This window comes from Amycolatopsis solani, from assembly GCF_033441515.1.
Classification (GTDB): Bacteria; Actinomycetota; Actinomycetes; order Mycobacteriales; family Pseudonocardiaceae; genus Amycolatopsis; species Amycolatopsis solani.
Window position 1 is genome coordinate 2,360,352 of sequence record NZ_JAWQJT010000002.1, and the last position, 20,923, is coordinate 2,381,274.

Genomic DNA, 20,923 nt, shown 5'->3' on the forward strand with positions numbered 1-20,923 from the left:
TAAGCCTGGAGCTCCTCCAGCACGGTTCGGAGTTTTTGTCGGTGGCCCCCGGTAACGTCCTTCCCGTGAACGCTCAGGAACGCATCCAGGAACTCGCCGACCGCATCGTGGTGCTGCGTGACGCCTACTACCGGGGTTCGCCGCTGGTGGCGGACGCGGAGTACGACGCGGTCGAGGACGAGCTGCGGAGCCTGATCGAGGCGAACCCGGAGCTCGCGCCCGAGGTGAACCCGCTCGAGCAGGTGGGCGCGCCGGCGGTGCTGCACGCGCCGATCCGGCACTCGCGCCCGATGCTGTCGCTGGAAAAGGCGACCAAGCCCGAGCAGGTCGCGGCGTTCTTCGACCGCTTCCCCGGCCAGCCGGTCGTGGTCATGCCGAAGCTGGACGGCCTTTCGCTGGCCGTCGTCTACGAGAACGGCAAGCTGGCGCGCGCGGTCACCCGCGGCGACGGCACGACGGGTGACGACGTCACGGTCCTGGTGCGGGCGCTGACCGACGGCATCCCCGACCGGGTGAACGCGCCGGGCCGGGTCGAGGTCCGCGGCGAGGCCGTCATGCTGCGCTCGACGTTCGCCGCGTACAACACCGCGCACCCGGACAAGCCGCTGATCAACCCGCGCAACGCGGCCGCGGGCACCCTGCGCGCCAAGGATCCCGCGACGGTCGCCGAGCGGCGGCTGCGGTTCTTCGCCTTCGACCTGCACACCGACCCCGACAGCGCGGCCACCGACCTCGGGCGCGCGCTGGCGGCGCTCGGGTTCACCGCGGCCGACATGCGGCACTGCGACGGCGCCGAAGCCGCGCAGGCCGCGATCAGCACCATCGAAGAGCAGCGCAACGAGCTGGACTACGACCTCGACGGCGCCGTGCTGCGGCTGGCCGACCGCGACGCGTACGCCGCCGCCGGCACCCGGTCGAGCTCGCCACGCGGCGCGCTGGCGTTCAAGTTCGCCGCCGAGGAGAAGACCACCGTGCTGGCCGACGTGGTCTGGGACGTCGGCAAGACCGGCAAGATCGCGCCGGTGGCGTGGCTCGAGCCGGTGTTCGTGGGCGGCACCACGGTCACGCGCGCGACGCTGGCGAACCAGGAGGTGATCCGCGCCCGCGGCATCAAGATCGGCGACACCGTGCTGGTGCGCCGCGCCGGGGACGTCATCCCGTTCGTCGCCGGCGTGCTCGACGCCTCGAAGCGCACGGGTGCCGAGCGGGAGATCGTCCCGCCGGACGCGTGCCCGTCGTGCGGGCAGCCGCTGACCGAGCAGGGCAACAGCCGGGAACTGTTCTGCACCAACGTCTCCTGTCCCGCCCAGACCGTGCGCCGGCTGATCCACTGGGCGTCGCGGGCGGCGGCGGACATCGACGCCATCGGCGGGGTGTGGATCGAACGCCTGGCGGAGGCGGGGATCCTGGAGCACCCGTCGGACTTCTACGGGCTGACCAAGGAAAGACTGCTGGAGTTCGACCGCGTCGGCGAGGTCTCGGCGACGCGGATGATCGAGTCGATCGACGCGAGCCGCGCGGTCGGCCTCCGCCGCGCGCTGATCGGGCTCGCGATCCCGATGGCTTCCGAGGGCACGGCGGCCCGGCTGTGCCGCGCCGGGTTCGGGTCACTGGAAGCGGTCGCCGAGGCGGGCGAGGAGGGGCTCGTGGCGGTGGAGGACATCGGCCCGAAGGTCGCGGCCTCCCTGATCGAGCACCTCACCCGGCTGCGCCCCGAACTCGAACGGCTGCGGAAAGCGGGCGTCTCCCTGGACGTCCGCGAAGAGGACCTGCCCCCGGTCGTCGCGGCCGGCGCGCCGCTGGCGGGCAAGACGGTCGTGGTGAGCGGCGCGATCAACGACCCGCGCTCGGGCGAGAAGGTGGCCCGCCCGACGTTCCAGCGCCTGTGCGAAAAGGCGGGCGCGACAACGGCTTCGTCGGTTTCGGCCAGCACGGACTTCCTCATCACCGGCGCCGACGTCGGGGCCAGCAAGCTGACCAAGGCGGAGAAACTGGGCGTCGAGGTCGTCGACCAGAGCGTCATCTGGGAGCAGCTGATCGAGGCGGGCATCGTGTAACCGGGGGTGGTCACCCGGTCGTGGCGGGCCGGTGGGGACGACACTGGGTGGGTACATCGCCGCGTTCGGGAGGGACCCACGATGACGACCGACCCGCTGTTCGCCCGCCAGCTAGGCGTGCACGGCTTCCTCACCGCCCGCGGCTGGCACCTGGCCGGCGGCCGCGACCCGGGCCGCGACCGCTTCGCCGACGACCCCACCGCGGGCTGGCACTACCCCGCCAGCTTCGGCGGCCGCCACATCAACGAGGTCGCGACCACGACCCCGGTCCGCCTCCAGAGCTACTTCACCTTCGACGACAGCGGCCACGAGACCTTCGCCGTAGTCGCGGCGGGCAACCTCCACGCGAACGGCTGCCCGGTCCACGACACGGCGGAGCAGTTCGTCCCCTTCACCCCCACCGGCGAGGCCGACCTCGACCACATCGCGAGCTTGCTCGACGACCTGGAACCCCGCGCGGCTTCCCTTGACCCCCGCGCAGCCATCGAGTGCCTGTACTTCGGCCCCTGCCCCCACTGACCCGCCCGGCACCGGCCACCACGTCCGCACTCAGCACAACCCGCCGACCGGGTCGCCCAGTCCCGACCCGCGATGCCGGGCGCCGAGCCGCGGTCCGGTTCGCAGGGTGACTTCGCGCACCCAAGCCCCGGCCGTCAGGGTCTCCCGCCGCCGCGGCGGGCGGCCAGGAGCTGCCCGGCCGCCACGTCCGTGCCCACAGGGAAGCGGCGGCCGCGTCACCGGCGAAGGTCCCGTCATGACGCCCACCACCCGGTCGCAACGGCACGCCGGGATCTTCGCCGCGCCCCTGCGGTCAGAATCGACACCGTGAACAACGCCGCGATCACCTTCGGGCCCGCCCTCGTGGCCGTGCTGGTCCTCCTCACCGCCGCCGGGGCCGCCGTCGTGCGGTGGGGGGAACTCGGCCAAGGCCGGGCCGTGGTGGTCGCTGCCGTCCGGGCGGTTGCGCAGCTGGCGCTCGTCTCGCTCGTGATCACCGCCGTCCTGCGGTCGATCCCGCTCACCGGGCTGTTCGTGCTGCTCATGTTCGCCATCGCCGCGATCACGTCCGCGCGGCGCGCCGGGGGCTGGGCGAACCTGCCGTGGACCGCCGCGGCCATCGCGGGCGGGGTTGCGCCCGTGCTCGCGCTCGTTCTCGGGGCCGGCGTGGTCCCGGCGAAGCCGATCGCCGTCGTGCCGATCGCCGGCATCGTCATCGGGGGTGCGATGACCGCGACCTCCCAAGCCGCGCGCCGGGCGCTCGACGAGCTCGAGGCCCGTCACGGCGAGTACGAAGCCGCCCTCGCCCTCGGGTTCACGCCCCGCCCTGCCGCGCTGGAGATCTGCCGTCCTTCGGCCGGGCACGCGCTGATCCCGGCGCTCGACCAGACCCGCACCGTCGGCCTCGTGACGCTCCCCGGCGCCTACGTCGGCGTCCTGCTCGGCGGCGCGGGCCCGATCGAAGCGGGCCTGACCCAGGTGCTCGTCCTCATCGGCCTGCTCGCCGCGGAAGCCGTGTCGATCCTGGTGACCGTCCAGCTCGTCGCGGCCGGAAAACTCGGCTCCCGGCAGGAAACCGGCTGACAACGCGCGGCGAATGGGCGTACCCGCGCCGCCACCGACCTGCGATCATCGGGTACCGGGCCTTCTCCGAAAGGAACGCCGGTGCCATGTCGATCATCGTGTTCGTCGCCGGCGCCGCATTGCTGATCTTCAGCGCGGAAAAGCTCGTCGTGTACCTCGTCGGCGCGGCGGCCGGCTTGCACGTCTCCCTTTTCCTGCTCGCGATCATCTTCACCGGAATCGAATTCGACGACGTCGCCCTCGGCATCGCGCTGAACGTCGAAGACCTCGGCGAAGTCGCGCTCGGCACCGTGTTCGGCACGGCGATCTCGATGATCGGCATCGTGCTCGCGCTCGCCGCCATCATTTCGCCGACGAGAGTGGACATCCCGCGCCCGTACCTCGTCCTCTTCGCCGCCGCTCCCCTGATCCTGATCCCGTTCGTCGCGTTCGAAGCCCTCACCCCGTTCGACGGCGTGGTGTTCGTGCTGCTTTTCGCGGCTTTCCTCGGTTACGTGATGAGCCGGGAACTCAAGCGCACCACGCCCGTCTTCCGCAACGCGGAGATCCTCGAAGCCGGCGCGCCCTCGGACAGCACCAAGCCGCCGGTACCGCGCCCGATGCCCGGCTGGGCCGCGCTCGGGCTCGCCGTCGCCGCGCTGGCCGGGCTCGTCGCCGGCGCCGCGATCACCGGCTACGGCTCCCGCGGGATCCTAGCGGACTTCCGGCTCCAGGGCGCCCTCTTCGGCGCCACCATCGCCACCCTCGTGCTCACCCTCGAAGACGTGTTCCTCACCGTCGAACCCACCCGCAAAGGCGCGCCCGAACTCGGCGTCGGGAACGTCATCGGCAGCGTCGTCTTCGGCCTCACCGCGAAGCTCGGCATCATCCTGCTCGCGGGCGGCGGCATCGTCGTCGACGGCGACGTCCTCTCCTGGCACCTTCCGGTCCTCGTCACCATGACCACCCTCGCCACCTGCTTCCTCTGGACCCGGCGGCTGAAGCGGTGGCACGGGTTCCTGCTGCTCGCCCTCTACATCGCCTACTGGGCCCTCAGCTTCGCGCTCTTCGGCGGGGCACCCATCGAGCCGGACTAGCGGTCTCGATCGCGCGCTCGACGAGGTGGTGGTCGGGCGAGAGGTGGCAGACCGGATCGGTGCGCGCGGCGTCGCCGGTGAGCTGGAACGCCTGGCAGCGGCAGCCCCCGAAGTCGACCTCGCGCCGCTCGCAGCTGTGGCAGGGCTCCGGCAGCCAGTCCGTCCCCCGGAACGCCGTCATCACCGGCGCCCCGGCCCAGATCCGCGCCAGCGAGTCCGTCCGCACGCTCGCCTTCGGCAGCGGCAGGGACTGCGCGGCCGGGCACGGCAGCACGCCGCCGTTCGGCGTCACGGTCAGCTGCCGCGACGCCCACCCGCCCATGCAGGGCTTCGGGTAGCGGCTGTAGTAGTCGGGCAGGACGTAACGGACGTCCATGCGGTCCCGCAGCCGTTCGCGGGCCGCCCGGACGACGGCTTCGGCGGCGTCGAGCTGCGCCCGTGACGGCAGCAGCGCGGCACGGTTGTGCCAGGCCCAGCCGTAGTACTGGGTGTTGGCCAGCTCGACCCGGTCGGCGCCGGCCTCCTCGGCCAGCGCGAGCAGTTCGGCGACGCGGCCGATGTTTTCCCGGTGCAGCACCACGTTCACCGTCAGCGGCCAGCCCAGCTCCTTGACCACGCGCATGGCCTCGACCTTGCGCCGGAAGGACGCGATACCGGCGATCCGGTCGGACCGCACGGGTTCGTCGGCCTGGACGCTGACCTGCACGTGGTCCAGCCCGGCGGCGCGCAACTGCTCGGCTCGGCGCCGCGAAAGCCCGAGCGCGCTGGTCACGAGGTTGGTGTACAGGCCGAGGTCGTGGGCCTCCGCGACGATTTCGACGAGATCGCGCCGCAGCAGCGGTTCCCCGCCGGACAGGTGGCACTGCAGCACGCCCAGGTCACGGGCCTCGCCCAGGACGCGCCGCCATTCGCCGGTGTCCAGCTCGTCGGCGTAGCCGTCCAGGTTCAGCGGGTTCGAGCAGTACGCGCAGGCCAGCGGGCAGCGGTAGGTGAGCTCGGCCAGCAGGCCGAAGGGGCTATCCATCGGCGAGCTCCACGCAGCGCCGGGCGAGGAGCCGGGTCAGGAACTCCCGCACCTCGTCGCCGGGAACGCTCCCGTACCGCGTACCCAGCTCCGCCACGACGTCGGCGACCGTGCGCCGCCCGTCGCACAGCCCGAGGATGTCCGCGCCGCTGCCGTTCAGCACCACGACCGTCTCGGGGAGCAGCAGGATGGGCCGCTGCCGCGCCCGGTCGAAACCCAGCCGGACGTGGCGGGCCAGCCGTGGGCGATCCTCTGTGGACACTTCGGGCACGGTCACTCCGGGTACGCTCGGTCGATGGCGTCCATCAGGCTCCACAGGACGTCGCACTTGAACGACAGCGCGTCGACAGCGCCCGCCTGGGACTCCGCGGTCAGGCAGTACGCGGTGACCACCTCGAGCGCGTGCTCGCAGTCGCGCGGAGCCTGCTCGAGGCGGGCGCGGAAGTAGGCGAGGCCGTCCGCCTCGATCCACGGGTACCACCGCTCGAACGCCGCCAGCCGCTGTGCCATCAGGCCGGGTGCGAACAGCTCGGTGAGCGACGACGCGACCGCCTCCACCCACGGGCGGGTCCGGGCGAAGCTCACGTAGGCGTCGACCGCGAACCGCACCCCGGGTACCAGGTGCCGGTGGTCCCGGATCTCTTCCCGGGTCAGCCCGGCGGCCTCGCCGAGGCGCAGCCACGCCTCGATCCCGCCCTCCCCGGCGTGCCGGCCGTCGTGGTCGGTGATCCGGCGGATCCAGCGGCGGCGCACCTCGACGTCGGGGCAGTTGGCGAGGATCGCCGCGTCCTTGCGGGGGATGTTCTCCTGGTAGTAGAAGCGGTTGGCCACCCAGCCGCGCAGCTGCGCGGGGCTCAGCAGGCCGGCGTTCATCCGCACGTGGAACGGGTGCTGGTCGTGGTACCGGCGCGAATGGGCGCGCAACGTCTCGGCGAAGGTCGTCCCGGCTGTCGTCGTCACGGCCGTCACACCTCGGCCTCGAGGCCGTCCATGGCCACCTCCATGCCGCTCGCCGCCACGGCGCGCCGCTCGGGCGAGCCGGGGAGCAGGATCGGGTTGGTGTTGTTCAGGTGCACGAAAACCACCCGCCGCACGTCCAGCGCCGGGAGCCGGGCGAGGGTGCCGTCCGGGCCGTCGAGGGGCAGGTGGCCCATCTCGCGGGACGTCTTGGCCGCGAGGCCGAGCCGGGCCAGTTCGTCGTCGCGCCAGCAGGTTCCGTCGATCAGCAGGCAGTCGCAGCCCTCGATCTCCGCGCACACGGCCGCCGTCAGCGCCGGGAGGCCCGGCAGGTACACCAGGGTCCGGCCGTCGCCGGTCAGCCGGTAGCCGACGACGCGGCCGTGGTCCGTCCCGGAGCCGAACCGGTCCCGTTTGGTGGTGGGCACGTCGAACGCGCGGCAGGAAAGCCCGTCCGCCAGCGCGATCGCGGTGCCGGGGACCACCGCCCGCCAGTCGACCGGGCAGTAGCGTTCGAGGGTGCGGAGCACGCCCGAACCGTCGGACAACGTCTTGTGCACCGCCGGGGTCGCGTACAGCACCAGCGCGCGGGCCTCGCGCAGCAGGAGCAGGCCGAGCGTGTGGTCCAGCTCGGCGTCGGTGAGCAGCACCGCTTCCACCGGCGACGCGCGCCCCTCGCGGGGATGGAGCGCGGGGAACGCCTCGATCTGCGCGCGGACGTCCGGTGAGGCGTTGAGCAGGAACCACCGCCGCCGGTCGGCGCTCACCGCCACCGACGACTGCGTGCGCGCGGGCGCGGCCCCGGCCCGGACCGCCGTGCACACGAGGCAGCCGCAGTTCCACTGCGGGGAACCGCCGCCCGCGGCCGAACCCAGCACCCGAAACCACATCCCGCACCTCCCGTCCGACACGCCCGGTCGCGAGTGGGACACGTGGGTCCCACCCACGACCGGGCCCGGTGTCAGTCGTCGAGCTGGGCGACGTACATCGTCACCTCGGGCGCGACGGCGATCTCGTCGAACTCCGGCGTCTCCCACACAGCGAGTTGGGGCTCCATCGATTCACCTCCTCCGGCCCGGTTTCCCAGCGGTGTCAAGACGTTTCCGGCAGGGCGAAGACGAGCAGCGCGCTGCCGTGGCCCGCGCCGAGCATGCCGGGGAGGAAGCCCTCGGCCCAGCCGCCCCAGCCGACCGGCACGGCGATGTACTGCCGCCCGTCGATCGCGTACGTCGTCGGGCTGCTGTGGTGGCCACTGCCGCACTGGAACTGCCACAACAGCTTCCCGGTGCGCGCGTCCAGCGCGTTGAACTCACCGGAGGGCTCACCGGCGAACACCAGGTCACCGCCGGTGGCGAGGGTCGACGCGCACATCGGGAGCTCGTTGCGCCAGCGCCACTTCTCCTCGCCGTTCGCGTCGAAAGCGCTTACCGAGCCGGCCATGTCCTCGATGTCGACCGCGACACCCGCACCCCAGTACGGGATGCCCTCGCGGAACTCCCGGCGCCGCCGCGTCGCCGTGGCGCCGGTGTCCTGCACCGGGACATAGAACAGCCCCGTCTTCGGGCTGTAGGACGCGTGCGTCCACTCCTTGGCGCCGGCCGGACCCGGGTAGAAGTGGACCGGGACGCCTTCCTTCTCCGGGTACACCTTGGCCGTGACCTTGCCGTCGCGCGTGATCGCGCCCCAGGTGATGCGGTCCACGAAGGGGGTGATCCGCACCAGCGAGCCGTTCGTGCGGTCGAGGACGAAGAAGTAGCCGTTCTTGTCGAAGTGCCCGAGCAGCTTGCGCCCGTCGTGCTCGAACAGGATGCATTCGGCGATGCTGTCGTAGTCCCACAGGTCGTGCGGGGTGCACTGGTAGTGCCAGCGGATCCGGCCGCTGTCGACGTCGACGGCGACGATGCTGTCGGTGTAGAGGTTGTCCCCTTCCCGGACTTCACCATCGAAGTCGGGCGCCGGGTTGCCGGTGCCCACGTAGAGCAGGTTCGTCTCCGGGTCGAACGTGCCGGTGAGCCAGCAGTTCGCGCCGCCCCGCGCCCAGGCTTCGCCGTCGGCGGGCCAGGTCTCCGAGCCGGGTTCGCCTGGCTTCGGGACCGTGTAGAGGCGCCACTGGTGGTCGCCGGTCTCGAGGTCGAACGCGTCGAGGTGGCCGCGCACGCCGAACTCGCCGCCCGAGCTGCCCACGATGACCAGGTTCTTCACGATCAGCGGGGCGACCGTGGCGCTTTCCCCGGCCCGCACGTCACCGTAGGTCTTGACCCAGACCCGCTTGCCGGTGGTCGCGTCGAGCGCGATCAGCCGCGCGTTCGCCGCGACGAAGAACACCTTGCCCGCGGCCACCGCCACCCCGCGGTTGACGTTCCCGCAGCACAGCGAGACGTCGAAGGGGACAGCGTGCTTGTACCGCCAGATCTCCGTGCCCGTCTTCGCGTCGAGGGCCCACACCCAGCCGTCCCAGCCGGAGAGGAACATGACCCCGTCGACGACGATCGGGGCGGCTTCGAAGGAGTAGGTCGACGCGCCCGCGATCAGGCCGGTCGTGCCGGCCTGGAAGACCCACGCGGGGACGAGCCGCTTGACGGTCTCGGTGTTGATCTGGTCCAGCGGGCTGTACCGCTGCCCGTTGTAGGCGCCGTAGTAGGTGAGCCAGTTGTGGGGTTCCCGGCGGGCGTTGAGGATGCGCTCGTACCCGAGCCGGGCCACCACCGGCGGGGCGACCTCGCCGCCCGCGACCTTGCCGCTCAGCTTTCCCTGGTCGATGGCCTCGCCCGCGTCCACGTACTCGACAGGCATGTCTTCCTCCTCACTACGGCCGTGGTTGCTGGGGTCGGTCGAGGCGGGCCTCCGGCGGCGCGTCACCGAGGACGACGATCGCGCCGGTCAGCCCCCGGCCTTCGTCGTTGCCCGTCGGTGAGCTGAACCAGTAGTAGCCCGGCCCGTCGAGGTTGAGCGTCGCGCGGCCCTTGGAGTGGTTGACCAGCCAGATGAACTTCCGGTCGCCGTTGCTCGGCAGCAGCGCGCAGTGCGTGTTCCGGTCGTCGTTGATGAGCTCGAGTTCGAGGTCACCTTCGTGCGGCATGACCAGAATGGACGGATCCCAGGTCAGCTCGTCCGGGTTGATGCGGATGGTGGCGTGCAGCCGGCCGTCCCGTCCTTCGGTGGCCTGCCCGATGTTCCCGGTGCCCAGCACGGCGCCCAGCGCCGCCTTGTTCTGCGCGTCCAGCCCGATCTTGTTGAGCAGGTCGGTGCGCTCTTGGATGCTCGTCATCGGCCTTCGTCCTCCTCACCGGATCTCCGTGGCCGAAAATCAAGCTACGCCGGGAGAGGCGGGCGAGCGGGCCCCGCGCCGTTCACCCGCGACCGGCTACCGTTCACACCCGATCGCGCACCACTGGCGATCGAGGTTCATGACCTTGTCCCACGCGGCCACGAAGTCACGCACGAACTTTTCGCCGTCGCTCGCGTAGACCTCGGCGAGCGCGCGCAGTTCGGCGTTCGCGCCGAAGACGAGGTCGACCCGGCTGCCGGTCCACCTGACCTCGCCCCGGTCGACGCCCTCGAAGAACTCCCCGGCCGCCCGCCACCGCACGCCGGGGTCGAGCAGGTGCACGAAGAAGTCGTTGGTCAGTTTCCCCGGCCGGGTCGTGAAAACACCCAGCGGCGACTGCCCGTGGTTCGCGCCCAGGACGCGCAAACCACCCAGCAGCACCGTCATCTCCGGCGGGCTCAAGCCCAGCAGGTTCGCGCGCTCGACCAGCTGCCGCTCGTTCCCCCGGTAGTTGCGGAATCCGTCGGTGACCGGTTCGAGCGCGGCGAAAAAGCACGCGTCGGTCCACTCCTGCGTCGCGTCCGTGCGACCCGGCGTGAACGGGACTTCGACTCCGGCCGCGTGTTCGACCGCAGCGACGCCGCCGAGCACGATCAGGTCGGCCAGCGAAATCCGGCTACCGGACGCTTCCCGCACTTCCTCCAGCGTCCGCACCACCCGCCTGAGCTGCCCGGGTTCGTTGACCTCCCAGCGGCACTGGGGTTCCAGCCGGATCCGGGCGCCGTTCGCGCCGCCGCGCTTGTCGGTGACCCGGAAGGTCGAGGCGGACGCCCACGCCGTCGAGACGAGCCGGCCGACCGGCAATCCGGAAGCGAGGATTTCCCTTTTGAGGGCGGCGATTTCGCCCGGGGAGACGAGTTCGTGGTCCACGTCCGGTACCGGGTCCTGCCAGCGCAGCCGCTCCGCCGGGACCCACGGCCCGAGGTACCGCTCGCGGGGACCCAGGTCGAGGTGCGTCAGCTTGAACCAGGCCCTGGCGAAAGCGCTTGCGAGCCGGTCCGGGTGCGCCAGGAAGTCCCGCGCGATCGGCTCGTAACCCGGGTCCACGCGCAGCGCGAGGTCCGTCGTCAGGATCGTGGGCGCGTGGGTCTTCGCGGGGTCGTGGGCGTCGGGGACGGTCCCGGCACCGCCGCCGTCGCGCGGGATCCACTGCCACAGCCCGGCCGGGCTCAGCTCGAGGTCCCACTCGTAGCCGAACAGCGTCTCGAGGAAGCTGTTGTCCCACCGGGTCGGGGTCGGCGTCCACGTGCCCGACAGGCCGCTGGAGATGGTGTCCGCGCCCTTCCCGGTCCGGTAGCCGCTGCGCCAGCCCAGCCCCTGCTCCACCAGTGCGGCCCCCTCGGGACCGGGACCGAGGTGGACGTCCGGGTCGGCGGCGCCGTGGGTCTTGCCGAACGTGTGCCCGCCGGCGATCAGCGCGACGGTCTCTTCGTCGTCCATCCCCATGCGGCGGAACGTTTCGCGGATGTCCCTGGCCGAGGTGAGCGGGTCCGGGACGGTGTTCGGGCCCTCCGGGTTGACGTAGATGAGGCCCATCTGGTCGGCGGCCAAGGGGTGGTCCAGTTCCCGGACGCCGCCGTGGCGCTCGTCCCCCAGCCAGGTGTCCTCGGGACCCCAGTCGACGTCGTCGGGCTCCCAGGTGTCCTCGCGCCCGCCCGCGAAACCGAACGGCGTGAAGCCCATCGTCACCAGGGCGCGGTGGCCCGCGAAGACCATCAGGTCGGCCCAGGAGATCTTGCGGCCGTACTTCGCCTTCACCGGCCAGAGCAGCCGTCGCGCCTTGTCGAGGTTGCGGTTGTCCGGCCAGCTGTTCTGCGGGGCGAAGCGCTGCATGCCCGCCGACGGGCCGCCCCGGCCGTCGGCGATCCGGTACGTCCCCGCGCAGTGCCAGACCATCCGGAGCACGAGCGGCCCGTAGTGGCCGAAATCGGCGGGCCACCACTCCTGCGAGGTCGTCAGCACGGCGTCGACGTCCTTCGCCAGCGCGTCGAGGTCGAGGGTCCGGAACGCGGCGGCGTAGTCGAAGTCCTCGCCCAGGGGACTCACCGGCTCCCGGCGGAGCACGGTCAGGTCGAGCCGGTCCGGCCACCATTCGCGGTTGCGGTCACGCACGAAAGTCCTCCGCGGCTCAGATGTTCAGCGCGCGGCGCACGGCCGGGGCGTTGCGCCGGGAGACCGGCACGAGCTCGGCCGGCCCGCCGTCCATGATCAGCAGCAGTTCGCCTTTGAGCCCGCGCTCGATCTCCCGGACGCGGCTGAGGTTGACCACGTACCGGCGGTGCACCCGCAGGAAGCCGGCCCCGGCCAGCTCGGTGTCGAGCTTGTCCAGGCTCGGCGACGCGGCTCGCAGGCGGCCTTGCGCGGTGGACAGCCACACGTCGTTGCCCTCCGACTCCGCGAGGGCGACTTCCGGCAGCGGCAGCAGCACCATCCGGTTGTCGCGCACCCCGACCAGCCGGCGCGGCGGCGCGTGCGGCTCTTCGGCCTGCGGCAGCGGCGTGCCCTCGGCCACCCCGAACGACACCAGGTGCCCGATCAGGTGGGCGGAGGAGAAGACGGGCCGGATGCTGATCGCGGTCGGCTCGTCGGCGAGGTGGGTGAAGATCCGCGTCGAGCCGACCCAGGCGGGGTTGCGGGCCGCCTGCTCGGTGGCGTGCCGGGCGGCGCCGATCAGGTCCGGTAGCCCGGGGTTCCACCGCAGGCTGGCGTCGATCGCCGGGGTCGCCGCCGGCACGCCCATGAGCACGCTCGCCTTGTCGTCCGCGATCACCGCCTTGCCGGCGGTGTCCACCGCGGCCAGCGGCGTGCCGGAGCGGGCGCCGGCCTGGGTGTAGGCCGCGACCAGCTCGGCCCCGCTGTCCCGGGCCCGCCTCCGCAGCGCGCGCTGGGTCTTGGCGACGGCGTTCGCCAGCCACCCGCCCGCGGACGGCGGCAGCCGGCTGCGCCAGCAGGAGAGGTTCAGCCCGCCGATCGGCTCCCCGGTCACCACGTCCCGCACCGCGATGCCCGCGCTGACCCAGTTGTGGAACGCCTGGCACCAGTGCTCCGCACCGCTGATCAGCACCGGGCCGTGCGCCTCGAGCGCCGTCCCCATCCCGTTCGTCCCCGCCGCGCACTCCGACCAGCAGAACCAGGGCACCAGGTTGAAGTCGGTGGCCCGCGCGAGCGTGGCCTGGTCGCCCCACTCCCCCAGGATCCGCCCGGCGGCGTCGGTCACGCTGACGACCCCGTGCAGGCTGCCCATTTCGTGCGCCACCGAGGCCGCGCGAAAACCGAGCTCGGCGAAGACGACGTCGTGTTCCGGCGCGTGCTCGAGCCCGGCGGCGGCCACCGGCGCCTCCGTCAGGTGCGGGTCGACCCGGTACCGCTCCCGGCAGCGGTGCCACGAGATCGCCACGAGGGGCCGGACGCCGGGGACCTGGTCGTCACCCCGCACGAACCGTTCCCACGCCTCGAACACGGCTCCCGCCGCTTGTCCTTCGAACCGGTGTGCATCGATCATGGTGGAGAACCACCTTCGGCCCATCATCGCCGCGCCGCGATCGGCAATGACCACTTTAGGGACCGGGGCGGGATTCCGTATGTCCCTCGCCCAGCGGAACCGATACCCCCGAACGGCTGCGGGGCGGCGCCGGCGCCGCCCCGCAGCCGGCCCGTGCTACTGGATCGAGAACGGTGCCGACACGTCCACCGCGTACGGCGTCGTGCTGTTCTTGTTCAGCTGCAGCACATAACCGCCCGGCACCACGACGGGCGGACCGGACGCGTTGATGTCCGCCGCGCTTTCGGCCAGCGTGGCCGCCGGGAAGGAGACGCGCACGACCTGGGACCGGCCCGGGTCGAGCGTCACCCGCGCGAAGCCGACCAGCCGTTGCGGCGGGACGACCACCGGGCTCACCGGCTGGGCCACGTACACCGGCACGATGTCCGTGCCGGCGCGGGTTCCGGTGTTGGTGACGGTGAACGTCGCGGTGGCTGTGCCGTCGCGGGCGACCTTCGGCGTCACCGCCAGGTTCGTGTGGGTGAACGTCGTGTACGACAAGCCGTACCCGAACGGGAACTGCGGGTTGTAGGCGTTGCCCTGACCGGACGCGGTGCTCGGCAGCTGGTCGAAGAACTTCGGCTGGTCCCCGAGCGGGGACGGGGCCGTGCCGGCGAAGTCACCGCCGACGGCGGGCGCGTCGGACGGCCAGCTGATCGGCAGCTTGCCCGCGGGGTTCGCCTTGCCGAACAGCACGTCCGCCACCGCCGTGCCGGCTTCCGTGCTGCCCTGGTAGGCCATCAGCACCGCGTTCGCCTTCCCCGCCGGGCCCAGCCCGACCGGCCGGCCCGCGACGACCACGACGATCACCGGTTTCCCGGTCGCCTGCAGTGCCGAGATGAGCGCCTGCTGGTCGGGCGGCAGGGCGGGAGCCGGGTTGTCGCCGAGCCCTTCCGCGTACGCCTTCTCCCCCACCACCGCCACGTAGGCGCTGGTGTCCGCCGCCGCCGCGACGGCGCTGGCCTGGTCCGGCGCGTAGACCGCGGCCGGGTTCGCGGCCCGGATGCCGCCCAGCACGGTGGTGCCCGGCGGGATCTGGTTCTCGGGACCCATGCAGCACACGTGGCCGGCACCGGCCACGCCCTGCCAGCTCACGCTCCAGCCGCCGAGCTGGTTGGTCATCGAGTCCGCGCTCGGGCCGGTCACGACGACCTTCGCCCCGGACGGCAACGGCAGCGCGTTGTTTTCGTTGCGCAGCAGGGTGATCGACTCCCGCGCGGCCTTCAGCGTCTGGTCGCGGCCCGCGGTCACGGCGGCGTTGGCGGCGTTCGGGTCGACGCACGGTTTCGCCGGGTCGGCCACGCACGGCTGGTCGAACAGGCCGAGCTGGAACTTCAGCGTGAGGATGCGGCGCACGGCCTGGTCGATCCGCGCGCGCGAGATCTTGCCGGTGTCGACGGCCTGCAGGATCGCGGCCTGCCACCCGGCCGCGTCGGAGACCTGCATGCTCATGTCGACGCCCGCGTTCACGGCGGCGGCGATCGCCCCCGGCAGGTCCGGCGCGATGTGGTAGGCGGTCTGCAACGCGGTGACGTCCTGGTAGTCGCTGATCACGACGCCCTGGAAGCGCAGCTGGCCGCGCAGGATGTCGGTCAGCAGGTAGCGCGACGCGGTGGCGGGAACGCCGTTGATCGAACCGGAGTTGACCATCACCGTCCCGGCGCCCGCGTCGATCCCGGCCGCGTACGGCGGCAGGATCGTCGTCTGGAGGTAGTTCATGGGGAGCAGCGCTTCGGTCCGGTCGTGGCCGTTGATCGACTGCGAGTAGCCGGCGAAGTGCTTGACGGTCGCGCTGACGTTCAGCTCACCGCGCTTGCCGGGCGTCTGCATGCCCTTGATGTTCGCGGCGCCCATCGCGGCCGAGAGGACCGGTTGCTCGGCCCACGTCTCGTAGGTGCGGCCCCACCGGTTGTCGCGCGCGATGTCCTGGACCGGCGCGAAGTTCCAGTTCCAGCCGGTGGCGCGCAGGGCGTCCGCGGTCGCCTTGCCCCCGGCCTGGGCGAGCGCGGGGTCCCAGGTGGCGCCCATGCCGAGGGACTGCGGGAACAGCGGCGCCTGCCACGGGTGGCCGAAGCCGTGCACCGCGTCGATGCCGAAAACGACGGGCAGGTGCAGGCGCGAGTTCTTGATCGCGAACTGCTGGATGGTGTTGTACTCGGTGGCCCAGTCGTAACCGGTGTTGCCCACACCGCCCTTGCCCGTGGTGTCGACCGGGTTTTCGGTGCCGCCCGCGAGAATCGAACCGACGTGGGCGTCGACCAGTATTTTTCGCATGCATTCGGGATTCGGCAGGTTGAATCCGTTGTTGCCGCACGTCGTGCCGTTCGAGTCGGTCAGCGTGGTGACCAACTGCTGGTCCATCTGGCCGACCTTCTCGGGCAGCGTCATCGCGCGAAGCAACGCCTCCACCCGCGCCGGCACCGGCCGATGGCTGTCGAGCCAGGGCGTGACGGCGGGATCGGCACTGCTACTGGCGGTGAACGCGGGAACCGCGAGAAGGACCGCCGCCGCGAACACCGTGACGGTGGCGCGGGTACTGCGTCTGTGGTTGCGGAACACCTGACCTCCTTCAGCCGTGGTCGGCGCGGACCGGCCGCATTTGGCGCGAGCGCACGGTAGGACGTCCGGCCAGGACTGTAAAGCGCCGAACGCACACCACGCGGCGGCAGCGGTTCGACCATCCGGGTGGCGGTCCAGTCCTGAGCTAACCCACCCCGGCACGCCGAGCGTGCTGCGGACGGCACCACGCGGCTCGGATGCCGCACCCGAAGGAGGACACAGGATGCAGTCATCGATCAGCAGGGCCGCCGTTGTCGCGGCAAGCAGACGTGCGGCCAGAACGATGGCGATCGTCGGCGTCGCGGTCGGGTTGGCGATCCCCCTGGCCGGCACGGCCCACGCAACCGCAGCACGGGACGGCCACTGCGACGACGGGGAGTTCTGCCTGTACTGGGACCCGGTGGGCGCGGACGACGGCGGATCGGTGTCGGACTTCGCCGTCGGCGACATCCCCAACCTCGGTCCGACCCAGCCGACGTGCTACGAGTTCCGCGGCGACGGAGTCGGCGAGGGCGAATGCGTCTGGCGCCTCGCGGACTCGGCGTGGAACCGGACGGACCGCAACGTCCGGGTGTTCACCAACGTCGATTACAAAAACACCTCGGACCTGTTCCTCGCCAACAGGCAGCGGACGAACCTGAACCTCGCGTTCAGGCGGAACGAGTCCATCGACTTTCTCTGACTCGGCATGGCCGCGCTTCTCGGCACATCTTTCCACGCGCCGATGGAATCACGAGCTCGCCGAAGTGTTCCGGCACGAGCGGATACGGAGTGATCCGCTACCAGGTGTGTTTCCGCTACAACTGCGACAGCAACAGCTGCCATGTTCTCGGCTACCTGGGCTTGATCAACACGGCGACGACCGCGCGGACCGTGGCGTGGGACATGGACTACCGGCTGCAAACCACCGGAACGCTCAAGCACGATGACGTCGGCTTCCCGACTCTCGCCGCCGGAGAACAGCGGACGATCTATTCCGGCAACCCGCAGGTGTCCTCGATTTGCGGAGGTCACGTGCAGTGGGTCCACTATCTGGTGGTCAAATACGGCAGCGCCGACTGGAGTCCGCAGATATCCACGCTCGACACTCTGTTCTGCGCGTAGTCGGTCAGGCGCGTCGCCAGGCCGGAGCCGCTGGAACTCCTCCTCCGAGATCGGGAGCGTGTACTCGAGCAGCATTTCCCTGGTCGGCCGCCAGCCGTCCGGTGTCGTGGCTCCGGCCGCGGAACGCCGAGGTCGTCGGGCGGCTCGTCGGCCGATCCTTTGCGACGATGCCCGCAAGGCCGCCCCCTGCGAACCCGTCCCGCCGATCGGACCTCAGTGATCACCCGATCTTGGCACACTGATCACATGACACGGTTGACCGCCGAACTCGTCGTCGAGGGTCGCGTCCCGCAGACACCGGCGCTCGCCCCGGACGGGCATCGGCTCTGCTACGTTCTCGCCCCCATCAGCCGAATCGGTGACCACCTCGACACCGCACTCTGGCTCGCCGACATCGACGGCGACGAGGTGTGGAGCCGGGTGACCGCCGACACCGCGACGGAGTCCCGGCCCCGCTGGTCCGCGGACTCGCGCACGCTGTACTTCCTGTCCGACCGCGCCGAGCGGGGCACTCCGCAGCTGCACCGGTTCACCCCCACCGACGGCGTCGTGAGCGCGGTGACCAGCTGGCGCGCCGGCATCATCGACCACCTGCCGCTCGCCGATCCCCACCTGATCGCTCTGCTCGCCGACGACGAGCCCACCGAGCAGGACCTGCGGCGCGCCGAGGACCGTGACGACGCCATCGTCGTCGGCGAACGCGAGCCCCGGGCCCGGCTGCGCCTGCTCGACGTGCGCACCGGCCACGTCAGCACCCCTAGCGTGTTCGACGGCCGGCACGTCGTGGAACTGCGGCAACGACCCGACGGCGGTCCGCTCGCCGTGCTCACCCGGGCCGGCGCCGACAAGGACTACGGCCCCCGCACCGGCCGGCTGCACCTGTTCGACCCCGCCACGGGGACCGCGGAAGACCTCGGGCCGGTCGAGGTCGACGCACAATCCCTGGCGTGGTGGCCGGGCGAGGACGGGTGGCACCTCGGGTACATCGCCCTCACCCCGCCGGTGCTCCACGCCGGCACCGCCGTGTTCGACCTGGCCATGAGCAGCCGGGTCCGCCGCAATCGCACCGCCGGCTTGCCGATGTGCCCCGCCGAACTGTGCCAGACCGGCGCCGCCCCGCTGGTGGTCTTCCTCAACGGCCTCGACACGACACTGGCCCGGCTCGACCCCGACGGTCCCACGCCACTGTCGCAGCACCCCGGCCACCTCGACGCCCTCGCCACCACTCCGGAAGGCACGACGATCGCGGCACTGACGGGTAGCCGGTACCAACCCACGAACGTTCACATCGGGTCACCGGCCGGACCGCTGCGGAAGATCACGGACACCCGCCCCGAACTGGACGGCATCGTGTTCGGTACCCAGCGACCGCTGGCCTATCGAGCCGCCGACGGCCTCGAGCTGGACGGTCTGCTCGTGCTGCCGGCCGGGAAATCCGCCTCGGACGGCCCGTTCCCCCTCGTCACGATCGTGCACGGCGGCCCCGACGACCGGTACGCCGATCGCCTCCAGTTGTTCTCGTTCCCCGGTGCACGGGCACAGTGGCTGGCCACCGCCGGATACGCCGTGTTCCTGCCCAACCCTCGCGGCGGCCAGGGCCACGGTCACGAGTTCGCGGCGAGCGTCGCGGGCCGGGTCGGCCGGGAGGAGTGGACCGACATCGTGGCCGGCATCGACCTGCTCGTCGCCGAGGGCATCGCCGACCCCGACCGGCTGGGCATCGCCGGGGGGAGCCACGGCGGGTTCATGGCCGCCTGGGCGATCGGGCAGACGAACCGGTTCCGCGCCGCGCTGGTCGACGCGGGCATCACCGACTGGGGGATGCTCGCCGCGACCGGGGAGCACGGCCGGCTCGACGGCGCGCTCAGCGGCAGCATCGGGTGGGAGGGGACCGGCCCACACCCGCACGACGCCGTCAGCCCGATCTCGTTCGCCGGCCGCATCCGCACCCCGGTGCTCATCCTGCACGGCGCCGAGGACACCAACGTCCCGCTCGGCCAAGCCGTGTACTTCCACCGGGCGCTGCGCCATTTCGGCGCCGAGCACGAATTCGTGATCTACCCCAGGGAGGGCCACTCGATCCGGGAACGCAACCACCAGCTCGACGTCCTGCGTCGCACCCGCGCCTGGTTCGACCGCTGGCTCCAGCCCTGACCGGGGTTGTTTATGTCACCCCGGCACGGGTAGGCCATCCGATCGAAGCTTCCGGGATGACCCCGGACACCTAGGCGAGAGCGAGTCCGGCCTGTTCGCTTACCGAAAGGAAGGTCGACAATGCTGTCACTGCGCGCCCGTCACCGCCTGCGAGGCGAGCTCTGGATCGTTCCCCTGCTCTGCGTGCTCGCGGCGATCGCGCTGTCCGTGGTCACCGTGGCGATCGACCGGGCCTTCGGCGACCGCCTGATCCCGGCCGGGATCACCGGCAAGCCGGATTCGGTGTCCACCATCCTCAGCACGATCGCGTCGGCCATGGTCACCCTGACCACGCTCGTGCTGACCATCACCACGGTGGCCGTGCAGCTCGCCATGGGCCAGTTCTCGCCGCGGATCGTGCGAGCCCTGCTGCAGGACCGGGCCAGCCAATTCGCCTACGGGCTGTTCGCCTCGACCTTCACCTTCGCCATCCTGGCGTTGCGCGAGCTGGACACCCAGGGTGGCGGCACCGTGCCCGGCCTGACGGTCCTGGTGGCCTACCTGCTCATGCTGGCCAGCATCGTCACCCTGTTCGTCTACATGCACCACTCCGGGAACTCGTTGCGCGCCGCCGGCCTGATCGACCTGGTCGGCGACCACCTCCACGAGCAGATCGACCGGCTCTACGCCGCCGACGACCCCGCACCCACGTCGCGCGACGTCGTCGTCTGCCCCGAATCCGGGATCGTGGTCGACCTGGACCGCCCCGCTCTGGTCGCCGCCGCTCGCGACCCCGATTGTGTGCTCGAACTGGTTCCCATGATGGGTGACTTCGTGCCCGCCGATGCGCCGCTGTTCCGGATTCGCGGGGACGCTGCCCGGCTCGATCACGCGCAGCTCGCCGGGTTCGTCGTCCTGGCCGCCGAACGCACGCACGGCGACGATCCCGCCTACGGCTTCCGCAAGCTCGTCGACATCGCCGAACGCGGCATCGCCCAGCCGTTCACCGACCCCACCACGACCGTCATGGTCATCCACCGCCTGCACGACGGCCTCCGCCAGCTCGCCACCCGGCGCTTCCCGACCGGACGGCACCACGACGCCGACGGCGACGTCCGGCTCATCGAGCGCGTCCTCGGCTGGGACGGCTACGTGCGGCTCGCCTTCGACGAGCTCCGGCTCGCCGGCCCCGCCTCACCGCAGATCCCACGCCGGCTCTTCGCCGCGCTGCACGACCTCAAGGCCGTCGCGCCACCGGACCGGCATCCCCCGCTCGACCGGCAACTGGACCTCCTCACCGCCGCGGTCGAGCACCAGTACGACGACGGGCCCGATCGGCAGGCCGCGCTCGTGCCCGACCAACAGGGTGTCGGGTCCGGAGCCGACCTCGGCGGCGGAAGCCCGCCTGGGTCGCCACGCTGAACACCGCTCCGCCGGGGCCGGTTCGACGAGGCCCGGTCGGTGAGCAGCACGGTGCCCGGCACGTCAGACCCGGCTTGCAGGGTGGCGTTGAAGGTCGCGGTGTCCTCCCGCTTCGCGGGGTTCGCGGGCGGACGAACAGCA

General features: G+C 71.6%; 18 protein-coding genes. 8 read left to right on the forward strand and 10 right to left on the reverse strand.

Translation table 11 applies throughout. The annotated features are described in order from the left end of the window. The first annotated feature begins 65 nt into the window (after positions 1–65). The 4 genes from ligA to SD460_RS31420 all read left to right on the forward strand — a co-directional run bounded on the left by ligA (position 66) and on the right by SD460_RS31420 (position 4,714). The gene (gene ligA, locus SD460_RS31405) at positions 66–2,057 is read left to right on the forward strand and encodes an NAD-dependent DNA ligase LigA (protein ID WP_290050196.1); all 1,992 of its coding nucleotides are present in this window, start codon (positions 66–68) and stop codon (positions 2,055–2,057) included. An 81-nt stretch (positions 2,058–2,138) separates the two neighbouring features. Next, positions 2,139–2,576: a hypothetical protein gene (locus tag SD460_RS31410; protein ID WP_318307134.1), complete on the forward strand. Its 438-nt coding sequence runs from the start codon at positions 2,139–2,141 to the stop codon at positions 2,574–2,576. Positions 2,577–2,882: 306 nt separating this feature from the next. Beyond that, complete coding sequence (locus SD460_RS31415; protein WP_290050198.1) at positions 2,883–3,638, forward strand: ABC transporter permease; 756 nt, start codon at positions 2,883–2,885, stop codon at positions 3,636–3,638. An 86-nt stretch (positions 3,639–3,724) separates the two neighbouring features. Then, a complete protein-coding gene (locus SD460_RS31420) occupies positions 3,725–4,714 on the forward strand; it encodes a sodium:calcium antiporter (RefSeq protein WP_290050199.1) in 990 nt (329 codons plus the stop codon). On the opposite strand, the gene pqqE is transcribed toward SD460_RS31420, so the two are convergent. The 10 genes from pqqE to SD460_RS31470 form a co-directional block, all read right to left on the reverse strand. Then, positions 4,671–5,738: a pyrroloquinoline quinone biosynthesis protein PqqE gene (gene pqqE, locus SD460_RS31425; protein WP_290050200.1), complete on the reverse strand. Its 1,068-nt coding sequence runs from the start codon at positions 5,736–5,738 to the stop codon at positions 4,671–4,673. The genes SD460_RS31420 and pqqE overlap by 44 nt on opposite strands. Then, positions 5,731–6,015 (reverse strand): pyrroloquinoline quinone biosynthesis peptide chaperone PqqD, encoded by a 285-nt coding sequence (pqqD, locus tag SD460_RS31430; RefSeq protein ID WP_290050201.1) that lies wholly within the window; start codon positions 6,013–6,015, stop codon positions 5,731–5,733. The genes pqqE and pqqD overlap by 8 nt, the downstream gene beginning before the upstream one ends. Next, positions 6,012–6,707 (reverse strand): pyrroloquinoline-quinone synthase PqqC, encoded by a 696-nt coding sequence (gene pqqC / locus SD460_RS31435; RefSeq protein ID WP_438860540.1) that lies wholly within the window; start codon positions 6,705–6,707, stop codon positions 6,012–6,014. Before pqqC ends, pqqD begins: the two co-directional genes overlap by 4 nt. Beyond that, on the reverse strand, positions 6,704–7,585 hold the full coding sequence (pqqB, locus tag SD460_RS31440) for a pyrroloquinoline quinone biosynthesis protein PqqB (RefSeq protein ID WP_290050204.1): 882 nt from the start codon (positions 7,583–7,585) through the stop codon (positions 6,704–6,706). The genes pqqC and pqqB overlap by 4 nt, the downstream gene beginning before the upstream one ends. Before the next feature lie 71 nt (positions 7,586–7,656). Beyond that, complete coding sequence (gene pqqA, locus SD460_RS31445) at positions 7,657–7,752, reverse strand: pyrroloquinoline quinone precursor peptide PqqA (protein ID WP_290050205.1); 96 nt, start codon at positions 7,750–7,752, stop codon at positions 7,657–7,659. A gap of 35 nt (positions 7,753–7,787) precedes the next feature. Further along, complete coding sequence (locus SD460_RS31450; protein WP_290050206.1) at positions 7,788–9,488, reverse strand: PQQ-dependent dehydrogenase, methanol/ethanol family; 1,701 nt, start codon at positions 9,486–9,488, stop codon at positions 7,788–7,790. Positions 9,489–9,501: 13 nt separating this feature from the next. Next, positions 9,502–9,963 carry an MSMEG_3727 family PQQ-associated protein gene (locus SD460_RS31455; RefSeq protein WP_290050208.1) on the reverse strand — a complete coding sequence of 154 codons (462 nt, stop codon included), beginning with the start codon at positions 9,961–9,963 and terminating at the stop codon, positions 9,502–9,504. A gap of 96 nt (positions 9,964–10,059) precedes the next feature. Next, entirely contained in the window at positions 10,060–12,135 is a 2,076-nt protein-coding gene (gene katG / locus SD460_RS31460; protein ID WP_290050209.1) for a catalase/peroxidase HPI, read from the reverse strand. A 16-nt stretch (positions 12,136–12,151) separates the two neighbouring features. Next, positions 12,152–13,525, reverse strand: coding sequence for a DNA-binding protein (locus tag SD460_RS31465; RefSeq protein ID WP_290050211.1), 1,374 nt, complete (start codon positions 13,523–13,525; stop codon positions 12,152–12,154). A 156-nt stretch (positions 13,526–13,681) separates the two neighbouring features. Then, complete coding sequence (locus SD460_RS31470; protein ID WP_290050213.1) at positions 13,682–16,123, reverse strand: glycoside hydrolase family 3 N-terminal domain-containing protein; 2,442 nt, start codon at positions 16,121–16,123, stop codon at positions 13,682–13,684. Between the two features lie 283 nt (positions 16,124–16,406). Here SD460_RS31470 and SD460_RS31475 point away from each other — a divergent pair, with 283 nt between their 5' ends. From SD460_RS31475 to SD460_RS31490, 4 genes are all read left to right on the forward strand, one after another. After that, the gene (locus tag SD460_RS31475) at positions 16,407–16,805 is read left to right on the forward strand and encodes a peptidase inhibitor family I36 protein (RefSeq protein WP_290050214.1); all 399 of its coding nucleotides are present in this window, start codon (positions 16,407–16,409) and stop codon (positions 16,803–16,805) included. 89 nt (positions 16,806–16,894) lie between these two features. Then, complete coding sequence (locus tag SD460_RS31480; protein ID WP_290050215.1) at positions 16,895–17,227, forward strand: hypothetical protein; 333 nt, start codon at positions 16,895–16,897, stop codon at positions 17,225–17,227. 246 nt (positions 17,228–17,473) lie between these two features. Continuing rightward, positions 17,474–19,381: a S9 family peptidase gene (locus SD460_RS31485; RefSeq protein ID WP_318307135.1), complete on the forward strand. Its 1,908-nt coding sequence runs from the start codon at positions 17,474–17,476 to the stop codon at positions 19,379–19,381. Positions 19,382–19,501: 120 nt separating this feature from the next. Then, entirely contained in the window at positions 19,502–20,782 is a 1,281-nt protein-coding gene (locus tag SD460_RS31490; protein WP_290050218.1) for a DUF2254 domain-containing protein, read from the forward strand. Positions 20,783–20,923 lie beyond the last annotated feature (141 nt).

Bases quoted from the DNA above. Each gene is read 5' to 3' on its own strand.
- SD460_RS31410 (WP_318307134.1), top strand. From the start codon at position 2,139: ATGACGACCGACCCGCTGTTCGCCCGCCAGCTAGGCGTGCACGGCTTC.
- SD460_RS31420 (WP_290050199.1), top strand. From the start codon at position 3,725: ATGTCGATCATCGTGTTCGTCGCCGGCGCCGCATTGCTGATCTTCAGC.
- pqqE (WP_290050200.1), bottom strand. From the start codon at position 5,738: ATGGATAGCCCCTTCGGCCTGCTGGCCGAGCTCACCTACCGCTGCCCG.
- pqqB (WP_290050204.1), bottom strand. From the start codon at position 7,585: ATGTGGTTTCGGGTGCTGGGTTCGGCCGCGGGCGGCGGTTCCCCGCAG.
- pqqA (WP_290050205.1), bottom strand. From the start codon at position 7,752: ATGGAGCCCCAACTCGCTGTGTGGGAGACGCCGGAGTTCGACGAGATC.
- SD460_RS31450 (WP_290050206.1), bottom strand. From the start codon at position 9,488: ATGCCTGTCGAGTACGTGGACGCGGGCGAGGCCATCGACCAGGGAAAG.
- SD460_RS31455 (WP_290050208.1), bottom strand. From the start codon at position 9,963: ATGACGAGCATCCAAGAGCGCACCGACCTGCTCAACAAGATCGGGCTG.
- SD460_RS31465 (WP_290050211.1), bottom strand. From the start codon at position 13,525: ATGATCGATGCACACCGGTTCGAAGGACAAGCGGCGGGAGCCGTGTTC.
- SD460_RS31475 (WP_290050214.1), top strand. From the start codon at position 16,407: ATGGCGATCGTCGGCGTCGCGGTCGGGTTGGCGATCCCCCTGGCCGGC.
- SD460_RS31485 (WP_318307135.1), top strand. From the start codon at position 17,474: ATGACACGGTTGACCGCCGAACTCGTCGTCGAGGGTCGCGTCCCGCAG.
- SD460_RS31490 (WP_290050218.1), top strand. From the start codon at position 19,502: ATGCTGTCACTGCGCGCCCGTCACCGCCTGCGAGGCGAGCTCTGGATC.